This is a genomic window from Ruegeria profundi (assembly GCF_049800715.1).
GTDB lineage: Bacteria > Pseudomonadota > Alphaproteobacteria > Rhodobacterales > Rhodobacteraceae > Ruegeria > Ruegeria profundi_A.
On the sequence record NZ_JBNAFO010000003.1, the window covers coordinates 96,570 to 109,397 of the forward strand.

13 protein-coding genes are annotated in these 12,828 nt (G+C 58.9%); 3 read left to right on the forward strand and 10 right to left on the reverse strand.

Going from position 1 to position 12,828, the window contains the following annotated elements; translation table 11 throughout:
* Nucleotides 1-24 precede the first annotated feature (24 nt).
* The gene (gene hspQ / locus ACP15L_RS06620) at nt 25-351 is read right to left on the reverse strand and encodes a heat shock protein HspQ (RefSeq protein ID WP_170375556.1); all 327 of its coding nucleotides are present in this window, start codon (nt 349-351) and stop codon (nt 25-27) included.
* An 80-nt stretch (nt 352-431) separates the two neighbouring features.
* On the opposite strand from hspQ, the gene ACP15L_RS06625 reads away from it, so the two are divergent.
* Nucleotides 432-1,313, forward strand: a complete 882-nt coding sequence (locus ACP15L_RS06625; RefSeq protein ID WP_170471381.1) for an AEC family transporter — start codon at nt 432-434, stop codon at nt 1,311-1,313.
* 61 nt (nt 1,314-1,374) lie between these two features.
* On the forward strand, nt 1,375-1,956 hold the full coding sequence (locus ACP15L_RS06630; protein ID WP_170375559.1) for a lytic transglycosylase: 582 nt from the start codon (nt 1,375-1,377) through the stop codon (nt 1,954-1,956).
* Nucleotides 1,957-1,966: 10 nt separating this feature from the next.
* On the opposite strand, the gene ACP15L_RS06635 is transcribed toward ACP15L_RS06630, so the two are convergent.
* From ACP15L_RS06635 to ACP15L_RS06650, 4 genes are all read right to left on the reverse strand, one after another.
* Complete coding sequence (locus tag ACP15L_RS06635; RefSeq protein WP_425083572.1) at nt 1,967-2,563, reverse strand: LolA family protein; 597 nt, start codon at nt 2,561-2,563, stop codon at nt 1,967-1,969.
* Nucleotides 2,564-2,602: 39 nt separating this feature from the next.
* Nucleotides 2,603-5,536: a DNA translocase FtsK 4TM domain-containing protein gene (locus tag ACP15L_RS06640; protein WP_425083573.1), complete on the reverse strand. Its 2,934-nt coding sequence runs from the start codon at nt 5,534-5,536 to the stop codon at nt 2,603-2,605.
* Nucleotides 5,537-5,550: 14 nt separating this feature from the next.
* Nucleotides 5,551-6,732: an aminotransferase class I/II-fold pyridoxal phosphate-dependent enzyme gene (locus tag ACP15L_RS06645; RefSeq protein WP_425083574.1), complete on the reverse strand. Its 1,182-nt coding sequence runs from the start codon at nt 6,730-6,732 to the stop codon at nt 5,551-5,553.
* Nucleotides 6,733-6,841: 109 nt separating this feature from the next.
* The gene (locus tag ACP15L_RS06650) at nt 6,842-8,170 is read right to left on the reverse strand and encodes an amidase family protein (protein ID WP_170375574.1); all 1,329 of its coding nucleotides are present in this window, start codon (nt 8,168-8,170) and stop codon (nt 6,842-6,844) included.
* Between the two features lie 51 nt (nt 8,171-8,221).
* On the opposite strand from ACP15L_RS06650, the gene ACP15L_RS06655 reads away from it, so the two are divergent.
* Complete coding sequence (locus tag ACP15L_RS06655; protein ID WP_425083575.1) at nt 8,222-9,484, forward strand: FAD-dependent monooxygenase; 1,263 nt, start codon at nt 8,222-8,224, stop codon at nt 9,482-9,484.
* 25 nt (nt 9,485-9,509) lie between these two features.
* Here ACP15L_RS06655 and ACP15L_RS06660 read toward each other — a convergent pair whose 3' ends face one another.
* From ACP15L_RS06660 to ACP15L_RS06680, 5 genes are all read right to left on the reverse strand, one after another.
* Complete coding sequence (locus tag ACP15L_RS06660) at nt 9,510-9,695, reverse strand: Trm112 family protein (RefSeq protein ID WP_170460087.1); 186 nt, start codon at nt 9,693-9,695, stop codon at nt 9,510-9,512.
* Nucleotides 9,692-10,333, reverse strand: coding sequence for an LON peptidase substrate-binding domain-containing protein (locus ACP15L_RS06665; protein ID WP_425083576.1), 642 nt, complete (start codon nt 10,331-10,333; stop codon nt 9,692-9,694). The genes ACP15L_RS06660 and ACP15L_RS06665 overlap by 4 nt, the downstream gene beginning before the upstream one ends.
* A gap of 27 nt (nt 10,334-10,360) precedes the next feature.
* Entirely contained in the window at nt 10,361-11,278 is a 918-nt protein-coding gene (trxA, locus tag ACP15L_RS06670) for a thioredoxin (RefSeq protein ID WP_425083577.1), read from the reverse strand.
* Nucleotides 11,279-11,354: 76 nt separating this feature from the next.
* On the reverse strand, nt 11,355-12,143 hold the full coding sequence (locus ACP15L_RS06675) for an exodeoxyribonuclease III (protein ID WP_209252986.1): 789 nt from the start codon (nt 12,141-12,143) through the stop codon (nt 11,355-11,357).
* A 125-nt stretch (nt 12,144-12,268) separates the two neighbouring features.
* Nucleotides 12,269-12,658 (reverse strand): VOC family protein, encoded by a 390-nt coding sequence (locus ACP15L_RS06680; RefSeq protein ID WP_425083578.1) that lies wholly within the window; start codon nt 12,656-12,658, stop codon nt 12,269-12,271.
* Nucleotides 12,659-12,828 lie beyond the last annotated feature (170 nt).

The following is a 12,828-nucleotide window of genomic DNA, read 5'->3' on the forward strand; positions in this document are numbered from 1 at the left end:
CAACGCGCAGATGCAACGCCCCGCTCAGTTCAGATGGAAGTGCAGCGGGTATGATCCATCTTCAAATGGGCCGAACATGTTGGGGATGTCGGGATGCTCAACCGGCTCACCCGAACGGTCCTCGATCAGATTTTGTTCAGAAACATAAGCTACATAGAAGGATTGATCGTTCTCAGCCAACAGGTGATAGAACGGCTGGTCCTTGATCGGCCGACTGTCTTCGGGGATGGCTTCGTACCATTCCTCGGTATTCGAGAACTCTGGATCCACGTCAAAAATCACCCCTCGGAAGGGATGTTTCTTATGTCGCACAACTTGTCCCAGGCCGTACTTGGCATGTGTCTTTAGCATTGTTTCAGCCCCCAAAGAGGTTACTACCTCTTTCCGGGCAGAAAAGCCAATCATTGATGTGAAATTAAGGGAAACAGTCTGTGAACCTCTTACTGACAGTGTTCGAAATTGCAGCACCGGTGTTCCTTTTGTCAGCAATCGGCTTTGTCTGGGTCAAGCTTGGCTTTGAATACCGCCTACAATTTGTGACGCGTTTTGCGATGACGCTGGCAGTCCCCAGCCTGATTTTCGTGGCCTTGATGCAGACCGAAATTCCGGGGGGTGACCTGTCACGGTTCACGCTGGCCACCATTGCGGCCAATCTGGTTCTCGCGGTCGTTTTCTGGGTCATTGTAAAGGTGCTAAAGCTTGAGCAACGCACCTACCTTTCGCCGCTGATCTTCGGAAACACCGGCAATTTGGGCCTTCCCCTATGCATCTTTGCGTTTGGTCAGGCCGGTTTGGGATATGCGGTTATCTTTCTGGCCGTGACCGCGCTGTTTTCCTTTACCTACGGGATCTATCTGGTCGCGGGCAAAGGCGCGTTCGGACAGGTCATCCGCCAACCCATGGTCTGGGCCACGCTGCTGGGGGCGCTTTTCCTGTGGCAGGATTGGGAAACACCTCTGTTCCTGACCAACACCTTGGATTTGCTGGGGCAAATGGCTGTTCCGATGATGCTTGTGACCGTTGGAGTTGCGATTGCGCGCCTAACCTCTCGCAGTCTTCGCCAGGCCATTTGGCTGTCACTTCTCAAGCTGGCGGTCTGCTTTACCCTCGGATGGGGCGTTGCCATCCTCTTCGGGCTTGAAACCATCGCATTCGGTGTTCTGGTCTTGCAAATGTGTACCCCGGTCGCTGTCACTTCATACCTGCTAGCCGAGCGGTTTGAGGCCGACGCAGACGCCGTAGCAGGCATGGTTATGGTCTCAACGGTGCTGTCTGTCGCCGCGTTACCGGGTGTTTTGGCTATCGTTCTGTAACGATTGTGATTTCCTCAGCGCTCAATCTGCGCTAGAATGCCAGAAAAAAGGCACGAGGCACATGAGCAGAATTCTATTCGTACTCCTAGGGGTGCTGCTTTTGGCATCCTGTGGTGGCGGGTCTAAACAGCCACCCAGCAGACTAAATGACGCGTGCAGCATTGCGCGCGAGAAACCTGACTACATCAAAGCCTTCAAAAAAACCGAGCGGAAATGGGGTGTCCCCGTTCACGTTCAGATGGCGACGATCTATCAGGAAAGCCGCTATCGTCATGATGCGCGCACCCCGCACCGCTATGTGCTGGGCGTGATCCCGATGGGTCGGCAGAGCAGCGCCTTTGGCTACAGCCAGGCTCTGGACGGCACGTGGGAAGAATACCAGCGTGAAACCGGAAAACGCCGCGCCAAGCGGGACCGAATTCGCGACGCGTCCGATTTCATCGGCTGGTACATGAACAAAACCTACGAGCGAAACGGCATCAACCTGGGCGACACGCGCAACCAGTATCTGGCCTATCACGAAGGTCATACAGGCTATGCGCGCGGCAGCTACAACCAGAAATCCTGGCTATTGAATGTGGCCAGCGATGTCGATGCACGGGCCAACCTGTATCAAGCTCAGCTGGCCAGCTGCCGCTACTGACTTGGGCGGGTCAGCGGTCGCTAGACCCGAACCGTTTGCTGTTCGAGAACAAGCTCTGATCGAGGCGTCCGCCCTCGGTCAGTTCCCCCAGAAGAACCGTGGTTTGAGTGCCTGCATTATCGTGAATCACCCATTTCCGCAGCTCGACGGGGTTGTCCGTAAACATCAGCTCAATCCGCCCGGACTCGGGGTTTTTAGGATCCTGTGCCGTCACAACGGTTGCGGTCCCGTCAAAGTCGTGTCCGACGACCATATTGGCCTGCCCCAGATTCACGTTCCGAGCCAGCACAAGTGACAGAGGCGTCCGTTTCAGCGGGTATTGTTCGGGTGGCTGGTTGGATTTCGGGTCAAAGATCAGAACACTGCCAGTTCGCGCAAGAACAACAGCACTGTCGGGCGGATCATATTCGAACCGCATCTTACCGGGCCGTTGAATCCATAGCTTGCCGGTACTGAGCGAGCCATCATCATTCACTTGGGTAAAGCTGGTCTGAACCGTTTTCATCTTGTTCAGATAATTGGAGATCTCCGACAGCGGCAGCTTGTCCGCCGCCCATGCGGCAGGCGCGGCCAGTGTCAAAGCAAGGGCAAAAGCAATCTGTTTCATACGACTCAGATAAGGCTTCTGCCCTTGTTATTAAATATCCTACTGCTCGGGGACGAGGATTTCCCGCTTACCCACGTGATTTGCCGCCGAAACAACGCCTTCGTCCTCCATCTGTTCGACCAACCGGGCGGCTTTGTTATAGCCGATGGCAAGTTTCCGCTGGATGTAAGAGGTGGAGCATTTGCGATCCTTGATAACAATCGCTACCGCTTGGTCGTACAGTGCATCCTCGCCGTTCGTGTTGCCACCGGTGCTCAGGCCTAATACGGCGTCGATGTTGTCGGCTTTTTCCTCAGCCGGGCCATCGACCACACCGCTCATGTAATCGGGCGGACCGAATTGCTTCAAGTGGTTGACGATTTCTTCGACCTCTTCGTCCGAGACAAACGGGCCGTGGCAGCGGGTGATCTTGGCACCGCCCGCCATATACAGCATGTCACCCTGCCCCAGCAGCTGTTCAGCGCCCATCTCACCCAGGATGGTGCGGCTGTCGACCTTCGATGTCACCTGGAACGAAATCCGGGTCGGGAAGTTCGCCTTGATCGTACCGGTAATCACGTCGACCGAGGGGCGCTGCGTGGCCATGATCAGGTGGATACCCGAAGCCCGCGCCATTTGCGCTAGACGCTGAATGCAGGCTTCGATCTCCTTGCCTGCGACCATCATCAGGTCGGCCATCTCGTCGACGATGACGACGATATAGGGCATCGCTTCAGGCGCGAACTCTTCGGTCTCGAAGGTGGGTTCGCCGGTCTCATCGTCAAAGCCCGTCTGGACCGTGCGGCTGAACATCTCGCCCTTCGCCAGCGCGTCCTTCACCCGGCCGTTGTAGCCTGCGATGTTGCGGACACCCATTTTGGACATCTTGCGATAGCGATCCTCCATCTCGCCCACGACCCATTTCAGCGCGACTACCGCCTTTTTCGGGTCGGTCACAACGGGCGAGAGCAGATGAGGGATGCCGTCATAGACCGACAATTCCAGCATCTTGGGGTCGATCATGATCAGGCGGCATTCATCAGGGCTCAGTTTGTAAAGCAACGACAGGATCATGGTGTTGATCGCCACCGACTTACCCGAGCCGGTCGTCCCCGCGATCAGCAGGTGAGGCATCTTGGCCAGGTTGGCCACAACGGACTCGCCCCCGATATCCTTGCCCAGCGCCAGAGGCAGAGCATGGTTGCCATCGCCGAAATCACGGCTGGCGAGTATTTCGCGCAGCACCACCATCTCGCGGTTTTCATTGGGCAGTTCGATCCCGATCACCGAGCGTCCGGGCAGGGTCGAAACACGAGCCGAAAGCGCCGACATAGACCGCGCGATGTCATCGGCCAAACCAATCACGCGGCTGGCTTTGAGGCCCGGAGCAGGCTCCAGCTCGTACATGGTGACAACCGGACCGGGGCGAACGCTGACGATCTCACCCTTCACGCCGTAGTCGTCCAACACGTTCTCAAGCATCCGCGCGTTTTCTTCCAGCGCCTCGTCACTCAGGTGGTGACGCTGAATGCTGGCCGGGTTGGACAACAGGCCCAAGGGGGGCAGCTCGAAATCGGAATGCCGTTCTTCGAAAGACAGGGTCGGCTGCGCCTCGGCCTGTGCACGACGGGACGGCGGCGGCGTGCGACGGACAGGTTGGGCAACAACTGGCTTGCGCGGCTCGGCCACTGGGATCTTCACGGCTGGGCGCTGTGGCACAACGGGTTCCGGTGTCGCCGTGTCTTCGAACACCGCGTCATCGTCGAAATCATGCGCGGCGTAGTCATCTTCAGGCATGTAGTTCGCCTCGGGCACATAGTCGGGCTCGGGCTGATAATCATGCGTCGTGTCTTGCCACGTCGGTTCAGCCGACAAAACAGGCTCGGGTGGCAGGCCAGCAGCGGTCATGGGCGGCTCGGGTGGCAATTCATCCGCCCCTCTGGGATGGAAGATCAGCGGGTCCGGTCCACGACCCCGGCCCTTAGTCAGGGGCAGGTTGGGGTCATGTTCCGGGGCCATCTCACCCGTGGCCACCTTGCGATTGCGCACAGCGGCCGAAATCTTCGAGCGGATACGATATTCGCCCGGCATTTCATCAAAACCCTGAACAGGCATAGCTTCGACCAGTTCAGGTTCTGGCAGCGGCTCGGGGCGACGGATCAGGGCTGGCATCCGGGCCAGCAGGCCGGTTTTGGGGGCGGGTTCGGGCTCTTCCTCGGTCTCTTCGAAGATTGGGTCGTCAAACGCGATCTCATCGTCGAAAACGGGTTCAACCCGCGCGGCGCGGTGCTCTTTCCATTGTTCACGACGCTCTCGCGCGGACTGTACCGTGGCCGAGGCACCCCGACCCAGCAGGTTCATCAGCATGTCGTAGGACATCACCAGCCCCAGTAGGAAAGCACGCGTTCCACGCGTTACATCAACTTTGGTGAAGCCAAGAACAAAAATACCCAGCGCCAGCATTCCGACTGCCATGGCCAGCGACATCAGCTTAACCAGGAAATGCGAGGAGATCGGCAGAAGCGTCAGCAAAGCCCCCATGACGGTGTCGCCAAACAGGCCACCCAACCCATAGCTATGGGTCGCGCGCCAAACCTCGCCTGGAACCAGAGTGGCGGCGTAGACCGAGACAATGGCAATCCAGATCGGCGCAAAGATCAGCCGTGCCACGGCGCGATCTTCGCCGAAATGACCGGCAAAACGCACACCCCAGCCGATCAGAACCAGCGCGATCCCCCAGCTGCCCCAGCCAACGATCATGAACAACGGCGCAGCGATCGAGGCACCGATCCGCCCCATCCAGTTCTGCACCGGCGCGTCGGTCGAGACCATCCAGTTCGGATCTTCCGGCGTGTAGGACCAGATCATTGCCGCAGCGGCCAGCCCCAACAGGATCAGAGCGATTCCGATCAGTTCCTTGGTGCGCCGCTCAATCGCGGCCTGAGTCGTGCTGTCCAGTAATGGATCGCGGTTGCGCGCGTTCAATGATGCCATTTTGCCCTCGTACCTCACGAATAGATGCAGTCACGAAGCTTGATCAGCCCCTGCTGCAACTCTTTTTTTGGAGCCACCAAAGCGGCCCGGATAAATTGCTCGCCCGGGTTTTGCCCCGGATCACCTTGAGAAAGATATGCGCCCGGCAGAACCCGAACGCCGGTCTCCTTCCACAGCTTCAATGCGGTTTCTTCGCCGTTCTCGACTGGCAGCCACAGGAAAAACCCGGCCTCGGGCGGCATGTAGCCCTGCAGGCCCGAGAATACCTCATCCGCGATGGCGTATTTGTCCTGATAGAGCGCGCGGTTCTCGATCACATGCGTCTCATCGGCCCAGACGCGCGCGGCAGCAGCTTGCAGCGGCAGCGGCAATGGCGCACCCGCGTAATTTCGCAGCTGTTTGACCCGTTTGATACTGTCCGGCCCGCCCGCAATCAGGCCCGAGCGCAGCCCGGCCAAATTCGAACGCTTGGACAGAGAGTTGAACAGCAAGACCCGCTCAGGATCAGCGCCCAGCTCTTGTGCGACGGTCAAAGCACCTGTCGGAGCCTCATCGCGGTAGATCTCGGAATAGCATTCATCAGCGAAAATGCGGAAATCGTATTTCTCGGCCAACCCGATCAACTCGGCCCAGTAGTCGCGCGAGGCGACGGCCCCCTGCGGGTTCGCAGGCGAGCAGATATAGGCGGCAACCGTTCGGTTCAGCACATCGTCAGGCAAGCTGGCATAGTCCGGCAAATGGCCGGTCGCGGCGGTGGCGGACACAAAATAAGGCTGCGCCCTGACCGAGATCGAGGCGACCATATAGACCTGATAAAACGGGTTCGGACACAGAATGATGGGATCTTGCCCGTTCTTCTGTTCGGGGCACAACGCCATGGCAGCATTGTACAGCCCCTCACGCGTGCCGTTCAGGGCCATCACGTTGATATCGGGGTCCATCGTCACGCCATAGCGGCGCTTGATCCAGTCGGTGATCGAACCGCGCAGCTCGGGCGAGCCTTCATTCGGGGGATAGCCCTGAAACCCGGCGGCATTTTCCGTGATGACGTCAGTGACCCAAGCGGGAAAGTCATGCATCGGCGCGCCGATGGTCATGTGAATCACGTCTCCGCCCGGTTGATGGTGGTCCAACAGGGTGCGCAGACGCGGGAATGCGTATTCCGGTAGGTTCGAAAACCGCTCGGGGAAATTCATATCTACTGCCTCAATATCGGGATCGTTTTCGCCCCGTTTGAATGGCAGATTACAGATCAGACCCCGCCCCGTCCAGACAAAGAGGTTCCGAATCAGGGGATTGTGGCATTCACGCCAATGCGGTTTCCGCCGCCGAACCCAACCGCAGCAGTGCTTCTTCCGAGCCGGGATAACCCAGCATCATCAATCCACAACCCGCAGTTCTTGTTGGTAGCGTCAGCGCCGCAAGCCCCATCAGATTGCCGATACGCGTATTACGCAGGGCCAACAGATTCTCGGTTACGTAGTAGTCGTGATCGCTGAGGAGCCGCTCTAGGTTGGGCGGTAGGATGGGAGCGGTTGGCGCCAGAACCGCATCAAACTCAGCGGTCGCCGCATCCCATGCCGCGCGGCAGGCCTTGAGCTTGGACCACGCGGCCACATAGTCGGGGCCTGAAACATCTTTGCCGGTGCGGAACCGCTCAAGAATCTCGGGATACATCGCCTCGGGGTTGGCTTCGATGACGTCTTTCCACAGCCCGTAGGCCTCAGTCGTGTAGAGCACACCCGAAAGCGCCATTGCATCGTGCAGTTCAGGCACCTCCAGCGGCACGATCTCGGCCCCGGCATCGCGCAAACGGTCCAGCGCATCGTCGAAGGCCTGTCGCGGCGCATCGCGCAGGTCGTCCTTGGCGACGTTTTGCAACTCGGCAAAGCGGCGGCCTTTCAGGCTGGCACCACGCAGATCCGCAGGTGTGCTGCCTTCCAGCAAGGCCAGCATATGCGCGGCGTCTTCGACGGAACGCGCCAGAGGGCCAACCGTGTCGAACCGCAGACAGAGCGGCACGACCCCTTCGAGGCTGAGCCGACCGGCCGTGGTTTTCAGCCCCACCAGATTGTTCCAAGCCGCCGGTATGCGCACCGACCCACCCGTGTCCGAGCCAATCCCGCAGGCCGCCAGCCCCCAGGCCACCGAGGCCCCGGCCCCCGAGGATGAGCCGCCCGGCACGGCGTCCTCATCATCCACACAAGGCGGGGTGTCCGTGATCGGGTTCAGGCCAAGCCCTGAAAACGCCAGCTCGCTCATATGGGTTTTACCAAGGCAAACGGTGCCCATGGCCGTTGCGTTGCGCAAAACCACCGCATCCGCGTCCGGCACGCGCCCTTTCAACAGGGCCGAGCCCGCCTCGGTTCCAATACCAGCCGTGTCGAACAGATCCTTCCAGCTGATCGGCACGCCATCCAGCAAGGATCGACGCAAGCCTAAGGCGGCGCGCTCTTTCGCGGCTTTCGCCTCAGACCGGGCGCGGTCATGGGTGACGCGCGCATAGATACGGTCGCGATGGGGATGGGCGTCAATGGCGGCCAGATAGGTCTCGGTCAATTCAACGGGGTCGATTTGCCCCATACCGATACCACGGCCCAAATCACAGGCCGTCATGGTTAGCCATTCCTGCATCACACCCCTCCTTGCGTCTGACTTTCTGGGACGGTAGCGACAGGACCGCACATGGACAATCCCGAAAGGGCGCGCATATTGCAGGGCATGACACAGGCATCGAAAATCCTGATCGTGGGCGGAGGCCTGAACGGCGCGGCCCTGGCATTGGCACTGGCGCAAACCGGGCATTCTGTTTGCGTGATAGACACGTTGGGCGAAAAGGTCCGCAAAAACGCGGCATTCGACGGGCGGTCTTATGCGCTGGCGCTGGCGTCAAAGCGGTTGCTCGATGCAATCGGCGTGTGGGAGCGGGTCGAGGACCATGCCCAGCCCATGCTTGAGATCAAGGTAACCGACGGCCATGCGGGTATCGGGCCGTCGCCCTTTTTCATGCATTTCGACCATACCGAGATCGAGGAAGGCCCGATGGGCTACATGGTCGAAGATCGCCACCTGCGCCGCGCGTTTCTTGAGGCGATGGCGCAAGACAAAGCGATCACCCAGATCAACGGCAGAACGGTCGTTTCGCAACAGGTCGATGCAACCGGCGTGACGTTGAAGCTGGATGATGGTGCGAGTGTTGTGGGTCATCTAATCGTAGGCTGCGACGGGCGCAGCAGCGGAACCGCGTCCCGCGCCGGGATCAAGCGTACCGGTTGGGATTACGGCCAGACTGCCCTTGTCTGCGCGATTGAACACGAACTGCCGCATCACGGCATTGCCCATCAGTTCTTCATGCCTCCCGGCCCACTTGCGATCCTGCCACTGACCGGCAATCGCAGCTCGATCGTCTGGAGCGAACGCACCGAAGTCGCACAGCGTATCAACACCCTGCCCGAGGCCGAGTATCTGCAGGTCTTGCGCCCCCGGTTTGGAGATTTTCTGGGCGACATTCGTCTGCAGGGCGACCGCTTCACCTATCCGTTGAACCTGACCATCGCCAATTCCTTCATCTCGGATCGACTGGCCCTTGTTGGCGACGCCGCACACGGGATGCACCCTATTGCAGGCCAGGGCCTGAATGCCGGGCTGCGGGACGTGGGCGCCTTGGCCGAAGTGCTGACCTTGGCCGGACGACGCGGCGAGGATATCGGCTCGGTTCTGGTGCTGGAGCGCTATCAGGAATGGCGGCGGTTCGACACGGCCTCGCTGGCGATGGCGACCGATATGTTCAACAAGCTGTTTTCGAACGACAACCCGCTGCTGCGCCTTGGGCGGGACATCGGGATGGGCATTGTCGGATCCCTGCCCGGCCTGCGCCGGGGCTTTGTTCGCGAAGCCGCCGGGTTGACCGGCGACCTGCCGAAGCTGTTGCAAGGACGGCCGATCTAGAGCGTTCTTTAGCGTTCAAAAACGCTCAGTCCAACGCGCGGGCTTCATCGACCAGCATCACCGGGATGCCGTTGCGGATCGGAAAGGCCAGACCGGCAGCCTTCGACACCAACTCCTGCTTGTCCGCATCATAGTGCAGCGTCGTATGCGTCTGAGGGCAAATCAGCGCCTCAAGCATGTGGCGGTCAAAAGCGTGTTCAGGCTCGCTCATTGCAATTTTTCCTCGTTTGATCCGCCCCGCAGCGCGAATTCGATCAATGTCACCAGTGTCTCACGCCTTGTGCGCAGACAGGGGGCTTCTAGTAAGGCCTGTTTGTCTTCGGGATCGAAATCCATCAGCATCGACAGCGAATTCACCAAGAGCTCATTATCAGCTTCTTTCAGCGAATCCCAATCGGTCGACAGATCACGCGAGTCGAAGAAGCGTTCCAGCAGGTTCAGAAAGCGGCTGCGGTCGAACACGTCGTCCTTCTCGGCCTTGCCCAGATCGCGGTCAAACCCTTCCCAGGACACTTCGCACCTGCGATACGGCGTAAAAGCGTCCAGTTCGGATTTGATACGGAACCGGGACACACCGGTCAGGGTGATCAGATAGCGGCCATCCTCAGTCTCGGAGAATTGCGTGACGCGACCGGCGCAACCGATCCGATGCAGCTTTGTGTCATCGCTCAGCGAGGGGTTCGGCTGAACCATTCCGATCAGCCGTTCCTTTGTTTTTAAGGCATCGTCAAGCATCTGCAGGTAGCGCGGCTCGAAGATGTGCAACGGCAGTCGCGAGCGGGGCAGCAGCAGCGCCCCGGGCAGTGGAAACACGGATATCGTATCCGGCAAGTCGGCGGGATGAATCATAGACCCGAGTCTAGCTCTGATCCGAAATTAGGCAAATATCATCGAGCTGAGTTTGCGCCGCCCGTTCAGAACAATCGGATCGTTGGGCTTGAGCGCATCGAAGATCGTAAACAACTGTGTTTTGGCAGCACCCTCGTTCCACTCACGATCGCGGCGGAACAGCTCCAACAGCTGTGTCACAGCATCTTCTACATCGCCATTGGCGTGCAAGGCCTGCGCCAGATCGAAACGAGCCTGATGATTGTCCGGCTCGGCTTCAACCGCTGCCGTCAACTCGGCTACCGGGCCCGCATCCGCCGCCTGCTTGGCCAGCTCCAACTGGGCATGAGCGGCTTCGAGTTCCGGAGCGTTGGATATCTCGGCAGGCGCACCGTTCAGGATCGCCTCGGCCTGTTCCAGATCGCCCGAGGCTATATGCGCACGCACCAGCCCACCATAGGCAGCGGCATGGTTGGGGTCTTCGCCCAGAATCGCGGCAAAGGTTTGCGCTGCATCTACGGCTGCACCTTCAGCCAGCATTTCCTCGGCCGCCTGCACGGCGTCCTCCAGTTGACCACCGGGGCTTTCGCCACCGGCCGCCTCGATCACGCGGTCAATAAAGGCCTTGATCTCGGACCCCGGCAACGCGCCTTGAAAGCCGTCCACCGGCTGACCCTTGAAGAATGCATAGACGGTCGGAATCGACTGAATGCGCATCTGAGACGCGATCATTTGCGCCTCATCTACGTTAATTTTGACCATTTTGACCGCGCCTTTTGCCGCGGTCACCGCCTCTTCAAGCGCGGGCCCAAGCGTCTTGCAAGGCCCACACCAAGGTGCCCAGAAATCCACGATCACCGGAACATCCTGAGACGCCTCGACCACATCTTCCATGAAGGTGGCTTCGCTGCTGTCCTTGATCAGATCGGTGGCTGAGGTGCTTTCCGCGCCGCTCAGAAGGTCCATGGCATTCACTCTCCGGTTCAAACGTGCGCCCTATATGCAGTCCCTTGCTGCAGAAACCAAGAGCCGAGTTGCAGGTCTAAAGGTCGAAACTGGCGAAAACGGGGGCGTGATCGCTTGGTTTTTCCCATCCGCGCGCATCGCGCAGGACACGGCTGGAATGCCCCGCGTTCGAGATATCCGGCGTGGCCCAAACGTGATCCAGTCGCCGGCCCTTGTCAGCGGCGTCCCAATCGCGCGCCCGGTAGGACCACCAACTATAAAGCTGCCCTTCAGGGATGTCCTGCCGCGTGATATCGACCCAACCGCCCGCATCTTGCGTTTCGGCCAGCGCCTCAACCTCGATCGGCGTGTGCGAGACGACCTTGAGCAGTTGCTTGTGTGACCACACATCATCCTCGCGCGGGGCGATGTTCAGATCACCCACCAGAATGGACTTCTCAGGCTTTTCCGCATGGAACCAGTCGCGCATGTCGGTGAGGTAGTCGAGCTTTTGCCCGAACTTCTCGTTTACCTCACGATCCGGCACATCTCCGCCTGCAGGGACGTAGAAGTTCTGGATAGTGACGCCATTTTCCAACCGCGCTGCGATGTGACGAGCATGGCCGAGACCGGCGAAATCCTTGTCGCCCACTTCCTCCATCGGGATGCGCGACAGGATGGCGACACCGTTGTACCCCTTCTGCCCACGGGCCACGATGTGGGTGTAGCCCAGTTCCGCAAACCCTTCGGTCGGAATTTTTTCGACCGGAGATTTGCATTCCTGCAAACACAGCACATCCGGTGCCTCTTCCTGCAGCAATTTCAGCACAATAGGCTCGCGCAGGCGGACCGAGTTAATGTTCCAGGTGGCAAGTGTGAAGGGCATGATTGGGGAATCCTCTGTCGCGATTGGGCTTGGCGTAGCACGGCGTTGGGCGCCACGGGAACAGGACACATACGGTTAGGGTTCGTCAATGACCGATATGCGGGTGATACGTGCTTTTGCTGCGATCAATCCACGTCGCCGAAATAGACGAAACTCATTTTGTTGCCATCAAGATCCCGGACATAAGCTCCGTAGAAGTCAGGGCCATATTGCGGGCGTGGGCCCGGCTCCCCTTCACTGGTTCCGCCAGCAGAGAGTGCCGCCGCATGGGCTGCCTGTACTTCAGCCTCACTATCGCACAGCAAACCGACCATATTTCCATTGCCAGGCGTTGCTGCTTCCTTGTTGTACGGCGGCGTGACCCAAATCCGCCCACCACCGCGCAGACCATAGCAAAATCCATGGGGCATGAATTCCATGACCACCGTTCCACCAATCAGGGGCAGGACGGCATCAAAGTATTCCCTCGCCTTTGCCACATCGTTTGAACCGATCATCACGTAATTAAGAGACATAGTATACCTCACGAAATAAATGGAACATATCGGGAACAAATGACATCCCATCGACCTTGGCGCAACCCCGAAATGCGTAGGCCACGAAATGACCTATAACTCAGGCGCTGGTTCAAGAGACGCATCTTGCCGAGTGAAACAAGCATTTATTGAGCGTGTAGTGATAGGCA